Source organism: Promicromonospora thailandica (assembly GCF_024171955.1).
GTDB classification, from domain to species: Bacteria; Actinomycetota; Actinomycetes; order Actinomycetales; family Cellulomonadaceae; genus Promicromonospora; species Promicromonospora thailandica.
Genome location: NZ_JAMTCS010000009.1, coordinates 1 through 16,591, shown reverse-complemented (window position 1 = coordinate 16,591; position 16,591 = coordinate 1). Strand labels below are relative to the sequence as shown.

At 75.1% G+C, this 16,591-nt stretch carries 15 protein-coding genes; 6 read left to right on the top strand and 9 right to left on the bottom strand.

What is annotated here, in order from left to right:
* Positions 1 to 89: 89 nt before the first annotated feature.
* Positions 90 to 569, bottom strand: coding sequence for a hypothetical protein (locus APR03_RS15025; protein WP_253836884.1), 480 nt, complete (start codon positions 567 to 569; stop codon positions 90 to 92).
* A gap of 357 nt (positions 570 to 926) precedes the next feature.
* Between APR03_RS15025 and APR03_RS15015 the strand changes: the two genes are divergently transcribed.
* Entirely contained in the window at positions 927 to 2,096 is a 1,170-nt protein-coding gene (locus APR03_RS15015) for a class I SAM-dependent methyltransferase (protein WP_253837226.1), read from the top strand.
* Here APR03_RS15015 and APR03_RS15010 read toward each other — a convergent pair.
* Entirely contained in the window at positions 2,093 to 2,962 is an 870-nt protein-coding gene (locus APR03_RS15010; RefSeq protein WP_253836883.1) for an oxidoreductase, read from the bottom strand. The genes APR03_RS15015 and APR03_RS15010 overlap by 4 nt on opposite strands.
* 164 nt (positions 2,963 to 3,126) lie before the next feature.
* Between APR03_RS15010 and APR03_RS15005 the strand changes: the two genes are divergently transcribed.
* Positions 3,127 to 3,978 (top strand): LysR family transcriptional regulator, encoded by an 852-nt coding sequence (locus APR03_RS15005; protein WP_253836882.1) that lies wholly within the window; start codon positions 3,127 to 3,129, stop codon positions 3,976 to 3,978.
* 10 nt (positions 3,979 to 3,988) lie between these two features.
* On the opposite strand, the gene APR03_RS15000 is transcribed toward APR03_RS15005, so the two are convergent.
* The gene (locus APR03_RS15000) at positions 3,989 to 5,008 is read right to left on the bottom strand and encodes an aldo/keto reductase (protein WP_253836881.1); all 1,020 of its coding nucleotides are present in this window, start codon (positions 5,006 to 5,008) and stop codon (positions 3,989 to 3,991) included.
* Positions 5,009 to 5,160: 152 nt separating this feature from the next.
* Between APR03_RS15000 and APR03_RS14995 the strand changes: the two genes are divergently transcribed.
* Positions 5,161 to 6,009 carry a helix-turn-helix domain-containing protein gene (locus APR03_RS14995; RefSeq protein ID WP_253836880.1) on the top strand — a complete coding sequence of 283 codons (849 nt, stop codon included), beginning with the start codon at positions 5,161 to 5,163 and terminating at the stop codon, positions 6,007 to 6,009.
* A 19-nt stretch (positions 6,010 to 6,028) separates the two neighbouring features.
* Here the strand turns inward: APR03_RS14995 and APR03_RS14990 are convergent, their stop codons facing one another.
* Positions 6,029 to 7,024, bottom strand: coding sequence for a squalene cyclase (locus APR03_RS14990; protein WP_253836879.1), 996 nt, complete (start codon positions 7,022 to 7,024; stop codon positions 6,029 to 6,031).
* Positions 7,025 to 7,179: 155 nt separating this feature from the next.
* On the opposite strand from APR03_RS14990, the gene poxB reads away from it, so the two are divergent.
* Complete coding sequence (poxB, locus tag APR03_RS14985; protein ID WP_253836878.1) at positions 7,180 to 8,910, top strand: ubiquinone-dependent pyruvate dehydrogenase; 1,731 nt, start codon at positions 7,180 to 7,182, stop codon at positions 8,908 to 8,910.
* A gap of 4 nt (positions 8,911 to 8,914) precedes the next feature.
* On the opposite strand, the gene APR03_RS14980 is transcribed toward poxB, so the two are convergent.
* From APR03_RS14980 to APR03_RS14960, 5 genes are all read right to left on the bottom strand, one after another.
* A complete protein-coding gene (locus APR03_RS14980) occupies positions 8,915 to 9,664 on the bottom strand; it encodes a tetratricopeptide repeat protein (RefSeq protein WP_253836876.1) in 750 nt (249 codons plus the stop codon).
* Positions 9,665 to 9,707: 43 nt separating this feature from the next.
* Entirely contained in the window at positions 9,708 to 11,846 is a 2,139-nt protein-coding gene (locus APR03_RS14975) for an iron ABC transporter permease (RefSeq protein WP_253836875.1), read from the bottom strand.
* A gap of 14 nt (positions 11,847 to 11,860) precedes the next feature.
* Positions 11,861 to 12,904: an iron-siderophore ABC transporter substrate-binding protein gene (locus tag APR03_RS14970; RefSeq protein WP_253836874.1), complete on the bottom strand. Its 1,044-nt coding sequence runs from the start codon at positions 12,902 to 12,904 to the stop codon at positions 11,861 to 11,863.
* 108 nt (positions 12,905 to 13,012) lie between these two features.
* Positions 13,013 to 13,831 (bottom strand): ABC transporter ATP-binding protein, encoded by an 819-nt coding sequence (locus tag APR03_RS14965; RefSeq protein WP_253836873.1) that lies wholly within the window; start codon positions 13,829 to 13,831, stop codon positions 13,013 to 13,015.
* 304 nt (positions 13,832 to 14,135) lie between these two features.
* A complete protein-coding gene (locus tag APR03_RS14960) occupies positions 14,136 to 14,708 on the bottom strand; it encodes a TetR/AcrR family transcriptional regulator (protein ID WP_253836872.1) in 573 nt (190 codons plus the stop codon).
* A gap of 84 nt (positions 14,709 to 14,792) precedes the next feature.
* On the opposite strand from APR03_RS14960, the gene APR03_RS14955 reads away from it, so the two are divergent.
* Together APR03_RS14955 and APR03_RS14950 are read left to right on the top strand one after the other, a co-directional pair.
* On the top strand, positions 14,793 to 15,674 hold the full coding sequence (locus APR03_RS14955) for an SDR family oxidoreductase (protein WP_253836871.1): 882 nt from the start codon (positions 14,793 to 14,795) through the stop codon (positions 15,672 to 15,674).
* Between the two features lie 117 nt (positions 15,675 to 15,791).
* Positions 15,792 to 16,589 carry an ABC transporter ATP-binding protein gene (locus tag APR03_RS14950; RefSeq protein ID WP_253836870.1) on the top strand — a complete coding sequence of 266 codons (798 nt, stop codon included), beginning with the start codon at positions 15,792 to 15,794 and terminating at the stop codon, positions 16,587 to 16,589.
* Positions 16,590 to 16,591 lie beyond the last annotated feature (2 nt).

The window sequence follows — 16,591 nt, the reverse complement described above, 5'->3', positions numbered from 1 at the left end:
CGCGCGCCAACGGGCGTCAAGGGTCGGCTCAGCCCTGCGGGCGCGCCAGGACCACGCGGCCACCCGGGCCGCGCGCTGGGGGGACGCCGCTACGCCGCGCCGGTCTCCGCGGCCGCGCGCACGCGGCGGAGGCGGTCGCGCATGAACGCCGCCCTGTCGTTGAAGAACGCGCGCGGCATGCGCTCACCGGCGAGCCGCAGCACCCGGCCGGACCGCGGGTCCACGACGTCGAGCTCCACGAGGGCCTCGTCGGCGCGCTCGATGCCGACCTTGGTGGTGTAGCCGGCGGTGGCCTCGGCTCGCAGCCGGTGCGCCTCGATCATGGTGAGGGGTCCCCCGAACCGTGTTCCGACCAGCACCGCGGACACGGCCCATGCCGGGAGCACGACGGCGATGTACGTGGGCGACCCGAGCGCAGGCACGACGCTGAGGAGCGCCGCGAACGTAAGCAGCGCCATCGCGGTGATCGCGGCCCGGTGGACCTGGCCCCAGAACCGCGCCGAGGCCCCTGGCACGAGGTCGCGCCGGAGGTCCGGGTGCCACGGCATCCCATCGCGGACGAGGCTCATGACGGCAGGGTAGTGCGGTCAGGAGGTAGAAACCCGGCAGACCGGCGCGCGCCCCGGGTGAGGTACGTGCCGGTCCAGGGCCTCGACCCCGCCGCGTCAGGAGGCGGACCGCGCCGGGAACAGCCCGTCCGGTACTACGAGGAGCAGGGTCTGCTCACGTCGCAGCGCACGCCGTCCGGCCACCGGCGGTTCGACCCCGAAGGAACGGCGCGCGCTGCGTACCGCGGACCGGGTGATCCTCATCCATCTCGTGCCGCGGGCGGTCGCGCTGACGGCCGCTCCTCTCCGGTTCCTGATCCGAAAAGTTCCCCCGCCTCGAGGGTGGTGCCCCCGGCCAGGCAGGCGGAACGTAGGGGGATGGACCCCAGCGCGTACGGCGCCGCGGCGCCGACCGGCACGAGCATGACGGACGACAGTCCGACGGAGGCACCCTCCGCCGACGCCGTGGCCGAACGCCTCCTCGGCGCCACCCTCGGCGCCGTCGACCTGCTGTCGGTGTTCCTGGGCGACCGCCTCGGCTGGTACCGCTCGCTGGCCGACGACGGCCCCGCCACGGCGCCGCAGCTCGCCGAGCGGACCGGCACCGACGCCCGCTACGCTCGCGAGTGGCTGGAGCAGCAGGCCGTCACCGGCCTCCTGCGGCTCGACACAGCGCTCGACACAGCGCTCGACACGGACGGCGGCCCCGACGCGCGGGTCTTCAGCATCCCGCCGGGCACCGCCGAGGTGCTGACCGACCCGCACAGCCTCAACCTGCTCGCGCCGGTCGCCCGGATGTTCGGCGCGGTCGGCGCCGCCCTGCCCCGCCTGCTCGACGCCTACCGCACCGGCGGTGGCGTGAGCTGGGACGACCTCGGCGACGACGCCCGCGAGGGGCAGTCCGACGCGAACCGGCCGTGGTTCGAGCACCGGCTGGCCGACGCGCTCGCCGGTGTCGCCGACCTCCACGACCGGCTCGCACGGGCCGGTGCCCGGCTCCTCGACGTCGGCTCCGGCGGCGGCTGGTCGAGCATCGCGCTCGGCCGCGCGTACCCCGGCGCGACCGTCCACGGCATCGACGTCGACGCGCCGTCGGTGGCGATGGCCACCGGGAACGCCCGGGCCGCCGGTGTCGCCGACCGGGTCACCTTCTCCCACGGCGACGCGGCCGCGCTCGCGGAGGGCCCGTACGACGCGGCCTTCGCCTTCGAGTGCGTGCACGACATGCCGCGACCGGTCGAGGTGCTCGCCGCCGTCCGCCGGGCGCTGGCGCCGGGCGCCCCGCTCGTCGTGATGGACGAGGCGGTGGCGGAGACGTTCGCGCCCGACGGCGACGACGTCGAGCGGCTGATGTACGGCTACAGCCTGTTCGTCTGCCTGCCCGACGGCCGCTCCACCCGGCCGAGCGCGGCGACGGGCACGGTGCTGCGGCCGTCCCTGCTGCGGGAGTACGGCGCGGCCGCCGGGTTCAGCGAGCTCGAGGTGCTGCCGATCGAGGACTTTGCCTTCTTCCGCTTCTACCGGCTGACGGAGGCGGGTACGACCTAGCCGCCGATCCGGTCCAGCTCGGCGACGTCGTCCGGCCCGAGCACGAGCCCCGCGCCCGCCACGTTCTCGCGCAGGTGCGCCACCGACGACGTCCCCGGGATCGGCAGGATGTTGGGCGAGCGCTGCAGCAGCCAGGCGAGCGCCACGGAGAACGGCGTGGCGCTCAGCCGCGTGGCGACGGCCGAGAGCGCGTCGGACTGCAGCGGGGTGAACCCGCCCAGCGGGAACCACGGCACGTAGGCGACGCCCTGCTCCGCGAGGCGGTCGATCAGCTCGTCGTCGTCGCGGTGGGCCAGGTTGTACAGGTTCTGCACGCTCGCCACGGGCGCGATCCGCTGCGCCTCCTCGACCTGCCCGGCCGTCGCGTTGCTGACGCCGAGGTGCCGGATCACGCCCTGCTCGCGCAGGTCGGCGAGCGTCTCGAACGCCTCGGCGACGGACCCGGGCACACGGCCCTGCGCGTCGCCGAGCCGCAGGTGCACCAGGCCGAGGGTGTCGAGGCCGAGCATCTCGAGGTCGTCCTCGACCTGGCGGCGCAGCTCGTCGGGCCGGCGGGCCACGGGCCAGCCGCCCTGCTCGTCGCGTCGTGCACCGACCTTGGTCGCGACGAGGAGCCCGGCGTACGGGTGCAGCGCCTCGCGGACCAGCTCGTTGACCGTGCGCGGCCCGTAGGCGCCCGCGGTGTCGATGTGGGTGATGCCGAGGTCGGCCGCCTCGCGGAGGACGGCCAGCGCGCCGTCCCGGTCGGCGGGCGGGCCCAGCACCCCGGGGCCGGCGAGCTGCATGGCGCCGTAGCCGAGCCGGGTCACGGTCAGGTCGCCGAACGTCCAGGTGCCGCCGGCCAGGGTGGGAGCTGAGGTGCTCACGGGTGTTCCTCTCGTCAGGTACGGAGCGGGCGGGGACGACCGGTCGTGCCGTCGTCCGCGCCCGGTCCGATCGTCCGTCCGCCCGGGCGCCCGCGTCCAAGACCGGTCGGGTCAGGCCTGATACCGCACCGGTATCAAGGGGCCTCCGGACGTACGCTGCGGGGGTGGACGGACTGGAGACCCGCGAGCTGCGCTACTTCGTCGCCGTGGCCGAGGAGCTGCACTTCGGCCGGGCCGCGGAACGCCTCGCCATCGCGCAGCCACCCCTGTCCCGCGCGATCCAGCAGCTGGAGCGCCGGCTCGGCGTCACGCTCCTGGAGCGCGACCGCCGGGGCGTCGCCCTCACCCCGGCGGGGGCCACGATGCTCGCGGAGGCGCGGCTCGCGCTGGACGCCGTGGACGCCGTCGTGCGCCGCACGCGCCGGGCCGCCGCCCCGACGCCGGGCCTCGTGCTCACCACGAAGGCGGGCGCGTCCCACGAGCTGCTCAAACGGCTGCTCGACGCGTACGCCCAGCGGCCGGACGCCGTGGACGTCGACGTGCTGCTGTGCGAGGTCGGCGGGCAGCGCGGCCTGCTGCGCGACGGCAGCGCGGACGTGGCGCTCGTCCACTCCCCGTACGACGTGCTGACCGGCCTGGAGACGGCCACCCTGCAGACCGAGGGCCAGGTCGCGATCGTGCCCGGGGCCCATCCCCTCGCCCGGCGCACCCGCCTGACCCTCGCGGAGGTGAGCGACGTGCCGGACCTGCCGATCGCCCGCTGGCCCCGGCACGACGGCACCTATCCGCCCGGCCCCGGTCCCGAGGTTCGCACCCAGTCCCAGCTCGCGCAGCTCGTGGCGCTCGGGCGCACGCTCCTGGTCATCCCGGGCTCCAGCCGTGCGTGGCAGTGGCCCGAGCACGTGGCGGTCCCCGTGGTCGACGCCCCGGAGGTCACGACCCTGCTCGCGTGGCCCGCCGGGGTGCGGCCCGCCGCGCTGGAGGGCCTCGTGGACACCGCCACGCACCTGGCCTAGGACGGCCCGTTCAGGCCGCCGACCGGTCCCCGGCGGGACGACGGCGCAGCGTCGCGTCGATCAGTGCCGGGGGCTTGTACTCCTGGTCCAGCCGGGTCACGTCGGTGCCCGGCGGGACGATCTCGTCGATGCGGTCGAGCACGTCGTCGGGCAGCTCGACGTCCGCCCCGGCGAGCAGGTCGTCGAGGTGCTCCATGGTGCGCGGGCCGAGCAGCGCCGCGGTGACGCCAGGGTGGGCGACGGCGAACGCCATGGCCAGGTGGGTCATGGGCAGGCCGGCCTCCGCGGCGAGCGGGACGAGCTGTTCGACGACGTCGATCCGCCGCTCGTCGGAGAGGTGGCGCGAGAACTGGGCGCGCTTGAGGTCGTTGCTCCCGCCCTTGCGGACGCGCCCGGTGAGCAGCCCCTGGCCGAACGGGCCCCACACGAGGACGCCCATGCCGTACTCCTGGGCGGTCGGCAGCACGTCCCGTTCGATGCCGCGGTTCAGGATCGAGTACGGCGGCTGCTCGGTGCGGAACCGCTGCAGCCCGGCACGCTCGGCGACCCACTGGGCCCGGACGATCGTCTCGGCGGGTGTCGTCGAGGAGCCGATCGCACGGACCTTGCCGGCCCGGACGAGGTCGGTCAGGACGGAGAGCGTCTCCTCCAGGTCGGTGTCCGGGTCGGGGCGCTGGAGCTGGTAGATGTCGATGTGGTCGGTGCCGAGCCGGCGCAGGGAGCTCTCGACGGCGGTGGTGATCCAGTGGCGGGAGCCGCCCTGCCGGTTGGGCCCCTCGCCCATGGGCAGGCCGACCTTGGTGGCCAGGACGACCTCGTCGCGGCGGCCCTTGAGTGCCCTGCCGACGATGTCCTCGGAGTCGGCGTAGCGGTCGGCGGTGTCGATGAGGTTGATCCCGGCGTCGATCGCTCTGTGGATGATCCGGACCGACTCGTCCGGATCGTTGCCCATCTGGCTGGCGAACATCAGGGTGCCGAGCGCGTAGGGGCTGACCTCGATCCCGGTCCGTCCGAGCTTGCGGTACTTCATGAGAGCGTGCTCCTTCGGTGCCCGACGACGGGGCGGTCCCGCCGGCCGGTGCCTCCACCTTCCGCGCGTCCTCCGGGGGCAGCCAGTGCCCGCCGCAGCAGGCGGACCGGCAGTACCAGGCTGGGACGGGGGCGGACGCCGATACTGGGCAGATGACCGGAACCACGGATCTCGGCAGGGCCCTGCACGCGTGGCGGGATCGCACACGGCCGGCGGAGGTGGGGCTGCCGGGCGACGGGCCCCGGCGGGCGCCGGGCCTGCGGCGGGAGGAGCTCGCCCAGCTCGCGGGCCTGTCCGTCGACTACGTGGTGCGGCTCGAGCAGGGCCGGGCGACCAACCCGTCCCCGCAGGTGCTGTCCGCGCTGGCGCGGGCGCTGCGGCTGACGACGGCGGAGCGGGACCACCTCTTTGTGCTCGCCGGGCAGGCCGTGCCCGGCGCCGGGCAGGTCTCCGACCACGTGCCCGCCGGGGTCCAGCGCCTGCTGGACCGGCTGACCGGCACGCCGCTGAGCGTGTACGACGCGGCGTGGAACCTCATCACCTGGAACCCGCTGTGGGCGGCGCTGTTCGGCGACCCGCCCACGTCCCGCGGTCTCGCGAGGAACGCGGTGTGGTGGTCCTTCGTGGAGCCACCCGCCGGGTACCCGCAGGCCGTCGGGCGCGAGACGGGTCACCGCGCGGCGTTCGTGTCCGACCTGCGGGCGGCGTCGGCCCGCTACCCGACCGACGCCGGGCTGGCGGCCCTGGTCGCCGCGCTGCGCGACCGGAGCACCGACTTCGTGGCGCTGTGGGACTCCGGCGTGGTCGGTACGCACGAACCCCTGACCAAGACGGTGCGGCACGCGGCCGTCGGCGAGCTGACCCTCGACTGCGACATCCTCGCTGCCCTCGGCGCGGACCTGCGGATCATGGCGTTCAGTGTGCCGGAGGGCAGCGAGACCGCCGAGCGGCTGCGGCTGCTGGAGGTGGTCGGCAACCAGGAGCTGGCGCCTCGGGGCTGACGTCGCCCCCGGTGCACGGTCAGCCGTCCCGGTCCTGGGCGTCCCACCAGGCCAGGACGCGCGCGGCGTGGAAGGTGAGCCACGGGGAGGGCTGCCCGGCGTCGACGTCCACCTCGAACCAGACCCGCCCCGGGTGGCGTCGGCCCTGCAGCCAGGTGCCGTCCGGCTGCCGCTGGGCGCGCACCGCCTCGACGGCCTCCTCGATGCGCGGGTCGGGCGGCGTACCGCGCAGCACCGAGGCGGCACGGAAGTAGTCGGTGGCGCTGAGCACGTCGTAGAACGAGCGGAACGGGTAGGCGAGGCGCAACACCCAGGCGCCGAGCGGCTCGCCGGTCGTCAGCCGCCGGATCAGGTGGCGCTCCAGCAGGTACTCCTCGGCGCGCCGCTGCGCCTCCCGCGTGGCGTCGGTGCCGCCGGTGGCGTCCTCGTGCACCAGCAGGCCCTTGAGCGCGTTGAGCGTCGAGCGGGCGGAGGCACGGGTCGAGCCCTCCACCCACTCGCAGTTCCAGCCGCCCTCGGGCATCTGGTGGGTGACGAACCAGTCCGCGATCCCCTCGACGTCGGCCCCGAGCCACACGCCGTTGGCCAGGGTGGACCCGTTGATGCAGGCGTCCACCTCGCCGCCCCAGTAGGGCAGGTCGTCGTACTCCCAGCGGGTGCTCGCCGCGATCCGTGCGGCGGTGTCCCGCTCCCGCAGCACCGCGGCGTCCAGGCCCCACTCGCGCAGCGCGTTGAGCGACCACGTGGTCGCCGTCCACGGCTGACCGGCGCCAGGCTGGGCCTCGGGTCCGTCGAAGTCGAAGCCCGCGGGGAAGAAGGCGCCGCCCGCCCACGTGCCGGCGTCGTCCTGGAGCGCGAGCAGGCGCGCCCCGAAGCCCTCCGTGGCGACACGCGCCCGCGTGGCCTGCCAGACGGCGTCGGGCGCACCCGCCAGGTCCCGCTCCACCTGCCAGCGCAGGGCGGGGTCGCTGTCGAGCAGCCAGGACAGGACGTCACCGGACACCGCTGAGGCCATGCCCCCACGGTAGCCCTCCTACCTGACACGACCCCGCCCCTGCACCACCCCAGACGCCGAGTGCCTGGGGGCCCACCGACGTGCGACGGGAGTGGGGCGGGCTTAGGTTCGGGGGGCAGCGGGCCGTGGTGGGACCGACTCCGACCGGGGGACACATGAACGTCGCCGAGACCATCGTCGAGATCATCGAGGACGCCGGGGTGGAGCGGGTCTACGGCCTGCCCGGCGACTCGCTGAACGGGTTCACGGACGCCGTGCGCGTCAGCGAGCGGCTCACCTGGCAGCACGTGCGCCACGAGGAGGCGGCCGCGTTCGCCGCGGGTGCCGAGGCCGCGCTCACGGGTGAGCTCACCGTCTGTGCCGGGAGCTGCGGGCCCGGCAACCTGCACCTCGTCAACGGTCTCTACGACGCCCAGCGCAGCCGCGTGCCCGTGCTCGCGATCGCGGCACACATCCCGGCGGTCGAGGTGGGCAGCGGCTACTTCCAGGAGACCCACCCCCAGGAGCTGTTCCGGGAGTGCAGCGTCTACACCGAGCTGGTCAGCGTGCCGGAGCAGCTCCCCCGCGTGCTGGAGATCGCCATGCGGACGGCGGTCGAGCGACGCGGGGTCGCCGTCGTCGTCATCTCCGGTGAGATCTTCCTGACCGAGGGCGCCGACCGCCGGCGGTCCGCCCCGATCCGCGCCGCGCGCAGCGTGGTGCGGCCCGACGGCGACGAGCTGCGCAAGGCCGCCGACATCCTGAACGCGGCGCGGAAGATCACGATCCTCGGCGGCGCCGGGACCCAGGGCGCCCACGACCGGGTGGTCCAGCTCGCGGGCCGGCTCAAGGCCCCGGTGGTGCACGCGCTGCGCGGCAAGGAGTTCCTGGAGTACGACAACCCGTACGACGTGGGCATGACCGGCCTGCTCGGCTTCTCGTCGGGCTACCGCGCGATGGAGGCCTGCGACGTGCTGCTGATGCTCGGCACGGACTTCCCGTACCAGCAGTTCTACCCGTCGAGGGCGAAGATCGTGCAGGTCGACCTCCGGGGTGAGCACCTCGGCCGCCGCACGCCGGTGGACCTGGGGCTGGTGGGCGACGTCGGCGACACCATCGACGCCCTGCTGCCCCTCCTGCAGGACCACCGCGACCACCGCCACCTGGACTCCTCGCTGAAGCACTACGCGAGGGCGCGCAAGGACCTCGACGACCTCGCCGACAACGACCGCAACCGCGAACCCATCCACCCGCAGTACGTCGCACGGCTGGTCAGCGAGCTGGCGGACGACGACGCGGTGTTCCTGCCCGACGTCGGCTCCCCCGTCGTCTGGGCGGCCCGCTACCTGACGATGAACGGCCGGCGCCGGCTGATCGGCTCGTTCACCCACGGCACCATGGCCAACGCGCTGCCGCAGGCCGTGGGCGCGCAGTCCGCGTTCCCGGGGCGCCAGGTGGTGGCCCTCGCGGGGGACGGCGGGCTGGCCATGCTGCTCGGCGAGCTGCTGACCCTGCGCCAGAACCGGCTGCCCGTCAAGATCGTGGTGTTCAACAACTCCTCGCTGAACTTCGTCGAGGTGGAGATGAAGGCGGCCGGGTTCGTGAACTACGGCACCGACCTCGACAACCCCGACTTCTCCGAGGTCGCCCGGGCCGTCGGCATCCACGGCCAGCGCGTCGAGCAGCCGGACCACCTGGAGGGCGCGCTGCGGCGCGCGTTCGAGCATGACGGGCCGGCCCTGGTCGACGTCGTCACCGCCCGCCAGGAGCTCTCGATCCCGCCCGCGATCTCGGCGCAGCAGGTCAAGGGGTTCACGCTGTACGCGATCCGCACGATCATGTCGGGCCGCGGCGACGAGCTCGTGGACCTGGCCGACACCAACGTGTTCCGCCGTCTGTTCTCCTGACGGCTCAGACCCCCGGCTCGGCTCCGCGCTCCGCGGCGTCCGCGAGCACGGTCCACGGGTCGAGGCCGGCGCCCTGCCGACGTCCGGCGTCCACGGCCTCGGCACCCAGGGCGGCCAGCACGGCGGCGTCCACGGCGGCCAGCTCCGCGGCGTCGTCCGGGTCGGGCACCTGGCCCAGGTCGGCGAACGCGCGCCGGGCCAGGCCGGCCAGGCGCGCGGCGCGGGGGTGGTCGCCGTCGGCCACGGCCATGGCGGCGGCGCCGACGAACGCGTACGGGACGAAGTCGCGGTACCCCGCCGCGACGATCCGCGCGCGGCTCGTCGCGAACCTGCCGCGCGCGGCGTCGCTCTCCCCCAGGCCGAGCTCGGTGAACGCGAGGTTGTGCAGCTCGGACGTGACGGTGTCGTCGTTGCCGAGCTCGGTGTTCAGGTCGATGCTGTCCTGGTAGAGCACGCGGGCACGGGCCAGGTCGCCCGCCATGCGCGTCACGCCCGCCAGCACGTGCCGCGGGCGTTCCTCCAGGGAGCGGTCGCCGGTCTCGACCGCGACCGCCAGCGCGTCCGACGCGATGCGCGCCGCGCCGTCCAGGTCGCCGCCCCGGATCGCGAGGCGGGACGACATGTAGAGCGCCTCGACCAGGGCGGGCCGGTCCCCGGCCGCGCGCGCACGCTCGGCCTCGTCGTGCGCCAGCCGGGCGACGGCGTCGTCGTCGCCGCGCCGGAAGGCGGCGCGTGCGGTCTCGCTGAAGCTCATGTGGTCCTCTCCCCAGGGTGCCCGGCCGGGTCGGCCGGGCGCGTCACGCCCGCGAGCGCGCGAGCAGCCACACGAAGTACGGCGCCCCGAGCAGCGCGACGACGAGCCCGGCGGGAAGCTGGGCCGGCGCGATCACGGTGCGTCCGAGCGTATCGGCCAGGCCGAGCAGCACGGCACCGAGCAGCATCGCCACGGGCAGCACCCGGGCGTGCCGGGCCCCCACCAGCGCGCGTGCCGCGTGCGGTGCCACGAGTCCGACGAACCCCACGACGCCGACGGCGGTGACGCTCGTGGCCGCCAGCCCGGCGGCCACGGCGAGCACCAGCAGGCGGCTGCGTTCGAGGCGGACCCCGACGAGGCGCGGCGTGTCGTCGTCGAGCGCGAGCAGGTCGAGCTCGCGGCGCACGACCAGGGCGAGCGGGACGGCGAGCGCCAGGACGGCGGCCACGGGCAGCACCTGCTCGAGGCTGCGGCCGTAGGTGGTGCCGGAGAGCCAGGTGTAGATGCGCGGCGTGTTCCACGGGTCGGAGCGCAGCAGCAGGAAGGTGGTCAGCGCCGTGGTCAGGTAGCCGAGGCCGATGCCGATGAGCACGAGCCGGTCGGCGTGCAGCCCGCCGCGCCAGGCCAGCAGGTAGACGAGGGCGAACGCCAGCAGGCCGCCGGCGACGGCCGCGACCAGCACGGCGCCGTCGCTCGCGGCCACGCCGTTGCCCCAGGCGGTGCCCGCGACGGCGGTGACCACGGCGACTGCACCGAGGCCCGCTCCCCCGGTGATGCCGAGGATGCCGGGCTCCGCGAGCGGGTTGCGCGCCGTGGCCTGCACCATCGTCCCGGCCAGCGCGAGCGCGGCGCCCGCGGCGAGGGCGGCCAGCACGCGGGGCGCGCGCTCGTCGAGCGCGAACCGCACCACGGCGGGGCCCTGGCCCTCCAGCCAGAGCGCGATGTCGCCGGTGCGCAGCCAGGTGGACCCGGCGAGCAGGCCGAGCACGGTCACGCCGACGGCGAGGGCGACGCACACCCCGAGCACCACGGCGAACCGCCGCGTGCTGCGGGGTCCGGCGACGGCGGCGGGCGGTCGGCGGGACGGGCCGGCGTCGCGCAGGCGCCGTGCGAGCACGACCATGACGAGCGCCCCCGCGAGCGTGGTGGCGACGCCGGTGGGCACCGACAGCGCCTCCTCGGCGCCGATCACGGCGCGCACGACGGCGTCGGCGAGCACCACGACGAACGCGCCGAGCAGGCCCGCCGCGGGCAGGAGGATCGCGTGCCGGTGCAGCGCGGGCACCACGCGGGCGAGCAGCCGTGCGACGACGGGCGCGGCGAGGCCCACGAAGCCGAGCGGCCCCGCGAGGGTGACGGCGGCCGCGGTGAGCAGCACGGCCAGCAGCACGCCGACCGCGCGGGTCGAGCGCACGGGGACGCCGAGCGCCCCGGCGGTGTCGTCCCCCAGGCCGAGCACGTCGAGGCGCCGCGAGACGACGAGCCCCCCGAGCGTGGCCAGCAGCACCACGGGCAGCGCGCGCCAGAACGCGGTGAGGTCGAGCTGGCTCAGGGAGCCGCTGCCCCAGGCGAACAGACCGGTGGTCTCGGCCTGGAAGAGGATGAGCAGGGCCGACGCGGCGGCCTGCAGCGCCATCGCGACGGCGGAGCCCGCGAGCACGAGCCGCGTGGACGACGACCCGGCGCCGCCCGCGAGCCCGAGCACGAGGCCCGCCGCGACGATGCCGCCCGCGAACGCGACGGCGCCGGAGGCCCACAGCGGCACGGCGATGCCGAAGGCCGCCACGGCGACCACCGCGACGTACGACCCGGCGGTCACGGCCAGGGTGTCGGGCGAGGCCAGCGCGTTGCGGGCGATCGACTGGAAGAGCGCGCCGGCCACGCCGAGCGCGAACCCGACGGCCACGCCCGCCGCGAGCCGCGGCAGGCGTGAGCCGACGAGGACGGCGCGGACCGCCGCGTCGTCGCCCGTCTCCTGGCCGGTGAGCGCACTGGTCAGGAGGCGGAACAGGTCCGCGGTGCCGACGCCGGACGTGCCCTGCGTCAGGTGCCAGGACCCGACCGCGACCACGGCCAGCGCGAGCACCACCAGGGCCGCGCCGCCCGTGGCCCAGACGGCGGGGCGGGAGGCGGGGGCCTGCGGCAGGGCGGCGGCCGTGGACGGCGACTGCGTGGCGGTCATCGCGTCACGCCGGGTCAGCGCGTGAAGACGTCGACGTACGCGTCGACGATCTTCTCGGCCGAACGGGGCCCGCCGAACGTCCAGACGTGCTCGGGGAACGGCAGGGCCCGGTCCTCGGCGACGGCGGGCAGGCCGGCCCAGACGTCGTTCCTGGTGAGCTCGGCGACCCAGTCGTCCTCGCCCTCCTGCGTGCTCGTGTACAGCAGGGTCGCGTCGCCGACGGCGGTCATGCCCTCGATGTCGGACTGGCCCAGGCCGTAGGCCGGGTCGACCTCGCCGGTCCAGGCGTTGGTCAGGCCGAGCTCCTCGCCCACCTCGCCGATGAGCGAGCCCTGCCCGAACGGCCGGATGGAGACGTTGCCGCCGTCCACCCAGCCGTCGAAGTAGACGAAGTCGGTCTGCTCGGGGGCGGCGGCCGCGATGGCCTCCTTGCCCTCGGCCAGGTGCTGCTCGAACTGGGCGGTGACGGCCTCGGCGCGCTCGGTGCGGCCGGTCGCCTGCGCGATGAGGTCGAACGTGTCGAGCATGTTCGCGATCGGGTCGGCGGCGTCGGCGCCCTTGGTGGCGAGCACCGGCACGTCGTACTCCTCGAGCGTGGCGATGATCTCGTCGTCCGGGGTGTACGCCTCGATGATGACGAGGTCCGGGTCGGCGGCGTACAGGGCGTCGAGGTTGGGCTCGCCGCGCGTGCCGACGTCGGTCACGCCCTCGGGCAGCTTCTCGGCGTCGTTCCAGGTGGTGTAGCCCGCGACGTCGGCCACGGCGACCGGGTTCACGCACAGGCTGAGCACGTCCTCGGTCTGCTGCCACTCCAGGACGGCGACGCGCTCGGCGGGCTGGTCGAGCTCGACCGTACGGTCGAACGAGTCGGTGAGCGTGACCGGGCCGGTCGACGTCGTGACGTCGGCGCAGTCGCCCGAGGCGGCCTCCGACGGCGCGGGGGCGGCCTCGCCAGGGTCGGTCGTGCCGCAGGCCGCGAGCGTCAGCGGCAGCAGCAGGGCGAGGCCCGCGAGGGGCGCGGTGGGCAGGGACGAGCGCGGTGGCGTGCGCAGGAACATGGTTCTCCTGATCTCTGGTGCTGGTTGTCGGGTGTCTTCTCGGGGTGCGCCGTGCGCCCGTGCCGCGCGACGGCCGCGCGACGGTCGCCGCGGCGTCGGGGCGGGGGTCTAGCGGGTCCGGCCGTGGTGGCGGCCGCGCGGGTGCACGCGGACGCGGCCGGTCCCGGGGTCGGTGGTGACGTCGATCGGCAGGCCGTACGCCAGCGAGAGGTGCTCGCCGGTCAGCACCTGCGCGGGCGCCCCGGAGGCGAGTACGCGGCCCTGGTGCAGCAGCACGACGGCGTCGGCCACCGACGCGGCGTGGTCCAGATCGTGCAGCACGATGCCGACGGCGGCGCCGTGCTCCTCGGCGAGGTCGCGCACGAGGTCGAGGGTCTCGACCTGGTAGCGCAGGTCGAGGTGGTTGGTGGGTTCGTCGAGCAGCACGACGCCGGTCTCCTGTGCCAGGCACGTGGCCAGCCAGACGCGCTGCACCTCGCCGCCGGAGAGCTGGTCGACGGCGCGCCGGGCCATGCCGGCCACGCCCGTGATGTCCATCGCGCGGTCGATCGCGGCGTGGTCGGCCTCGGTCAGCGGGGCGAAGCGCCGGCGGTGCGGGTGGCGGCCGAAGGCGACGACGTCGCGCACCTCCAGCCCCGCCGGGTGCGGGCGGGACTGCGCGAGCAGCGTGACGCGGCGGGCGAACTCGCGGGCCGACAGCGGGGCGACGTCGACGGCATCCTCGGGTGTGGCGCCGAGGCTGACGCTGCCGCCCTGCACGGGGTGCAGCCGGGCGAGCGAGCGCAGCACCGTCGACTTGCCGGAGCCGTTGGGGCCCACGAGGGCCGTGACGACGCCCGGCGCGAGACGCACGGCGACGCCGTGCACGACGGTGGCGCGCTGGTAGCCGAGCACCAGGTCGTCGCCGCGGAGAGCAGTGGGGGTCACGCAGGTAAGCCTAACCTTACGTTGGCACGCCTCAGACCGGCGAGGGGGTGAGATCCGCCCGGGAGATCGAGACGTCGTCTTCGGCGGCCGGCCAGCTGAGCGCGACCAGGTACGGCTGGTCGTCGCGCGATCCAGCCCTGCTGAACTGTTCGGCTGGGCCGAACTGGACGTGGCTCAGTGGAACACCGTTCGCCCCGGCCGGCGCCCGCCGAAAGACGTTGCGACTCCCGCCGCCCGGATGAGGCGCTCGAAGGCGCACCGAGGCCGACCAGGCCCCCACGGCCACGCGCGCGGGCGCGCCCCGTCAGTCCAGCGTCGCGCCGGCGCTCCTGAGCTCGTCCAGGGCCGCCAGCGCGTACGGGGCGAAGCCCTCCTCGCGGTCGGCCTCCGACCACCGCGCGTAGGCGCGCTTGAACGCGACCACGCCGAGCTCGGCCGCGAGGTGCGCCGTCACCTCGGGCGTGCCGCGCTCCAGCAGCGCGTCCGTCATGGCGGCGGCGAGGCCGACGCTCTTGAGCGCGTCCCGCTCCTGCAGCTCGGCACTGGCGGCGACGGCGGCCTTGAGGCGCGGGGCGAGCTCGCGGTTCAAGGGCCCGAAGGCGGTGGAGGCCCGCTCGAGCCCCGCGGCGACCGCCGCCAGCGGACCCGCCCCTTCCGGCGCCCCGGCGATGCCCTCGGTCAGCAGGGTGCTCAGCGCCTCCTGTCCCGCCACGAGGAGGTCGCGCTTGTCCGGGAAGTACCGGAAGAACGTGCTCTTGGTGACACCCGCCCGCTCGACGATCTGCGCGACCGTCGTCGCGTCGTACCCCTGCTCCGTGAACAGGTCGACAGCGGCGACGACGAGCCGGTCGCGCGCTCCGGGTGCCCATCTCGCCATGCCGCCATCCTACGTGATGGGACTCTTGTCCCGTCACTCTGGTACGGTGATGAGACAATAGTCCCATCACTGTCTGGAGCAGTCATGCATGTCTTCGTCTCCGGCGGTACCGGTCTGATCGGGTCCGCCGTCGTCGCCGAGCTTCTCGCGGGCGGCCACACCGTCCTCGCGCTCGCCCGCTCCGAGGCCTCCGCGCGGGCCGCCGAGGAGGCCGGAGCCGAGCCGCTGCGCGGCGGCCTCACCGACCTCGACACCCTGCGGGCCGGTGCCGCCCGGACCGACGGGGTGGTCCACCTCGCCTTCGGCAACGACTTCAGCAGCGACGAGGCCCTCGCGCGGTGCGTCGCCGAGGAGAGCGCCGCGGTCGCCGCCCTCGGTGAGCAGCTCGTGGGCAGCGACCGGCCCCTGGTCGTCGTCTCGGGCACGCCGGCCCTGCCGGGCCGCCTCGCCACCGAGGACGACCCGCCCATGACCGACGGACCGGTCGGCGGCCGCGGCCGCACGGTCCTGGCGGCACTCGACCTGGCGTCCCGCGGGGTGCGCAGCTCGGCCGTCCGCCTGCCGCGCACCGTGCACGACCAGGGCGACGGCGGGTTCGCCGGCATGCTCACCCGGTTCGCGCGCGGCTCCGGCGTGTCCGGCTACCCGGGCGACGGCACGCAGCGCTGGCCCGCCGTCCACGCGCGCGACGCCGCCGTGCTGTTCCGCCTGGCCCTGGAGCAGGCACCCGCGGGCACGTCCTGGCACGCCGTGGCCGACGAGGGCGACGCGGTGCGTGACATCGCCGCCGTGATCGGACGCCGGCTCGGGCTGCCCGTCGAGTCGCTGCCGACGGAGTCGTTCGGCGCGCTCGGACCCGTGTTCGCGGCCGACCAGCCCGCCTCGTCCGCGCGCACGCGGGCCGGGCTCGGCTGGACGCCGACCCACCCCGCCCTCCTGGCGGACCTGGAGCGGCTCCGCCCCTGACCGCCCGCCGTCCGGCCCCGTCAGGGGCACGAGTACGACCTGGGTATGACCACGCGGGGCACAGGATCGGACCGGGGCCGGACGCGGGGCGGCGGGGCGCTGCGTAGCGTCGAGGGCATGGACTTCACCGAGAATGCACCGGGAGCCGCCCCCGTCGTGCGGGCCCGTGACCTGACCAAGACGTATGGCCGTGGTGAGGCGGTGGTGCGGGCTCTGGACGGGGTGGACGTGGACTTCGAGCAGGGCCGGTTCACCGCGATCATGGGCCCGTCGGGGTCGGGCAAGTCGACGCTGATGCACCTGCTGGCCGGTCTGGACTCGGCTACCGGGGGTCAGGCGTTCCTGGGCCAGACCGAGATCACCGGGCTGGGCGACAAGGCGTTGACCCGGTTGCGGCGTGACCGGGTCGGGTTCGTGTTCCAGCAGTTCAACCTGCTGCCGATGTTCACCGCCGAGCAGAACATCACCCTGCCGGTGGAGCTGGCCGGCGGGCGGGTGGACCAGGCCTGGCTGGCCACCCTGGTGGAGACGCTGGGCCTGTCGGGCCGGTTGACCCACCGTCCCGGGGAGCTGTCCGGTGGGCAGCAGCAGCGGGTGGCGATCGCGCGGGCGTTGATCGCTCAGCCGGAGGTGGTCTTCGCCGACGAGCCCACCGGGAACCTGGACTCGCGCTCGGGGGCCGAGGTGCTGTCTTTCCTGCGCCGCTCGGTGCGGGAGCTGGGGCGCACGATCATCATGGTGACCCATGACCCCTCGGCTGCCGCGTACGCGGACCGGGTGGTGCTGATCGCCGACGGTCGGATCGCCGGGGACATCAGCGACCCGACCCCGGAGTCGGCCATGGCCGGCCTGGACGCCCTGCGCACCCTGGAACCGGCCGTCACCACCGGCACCAGCACCCGGACGGGTGCGTGATG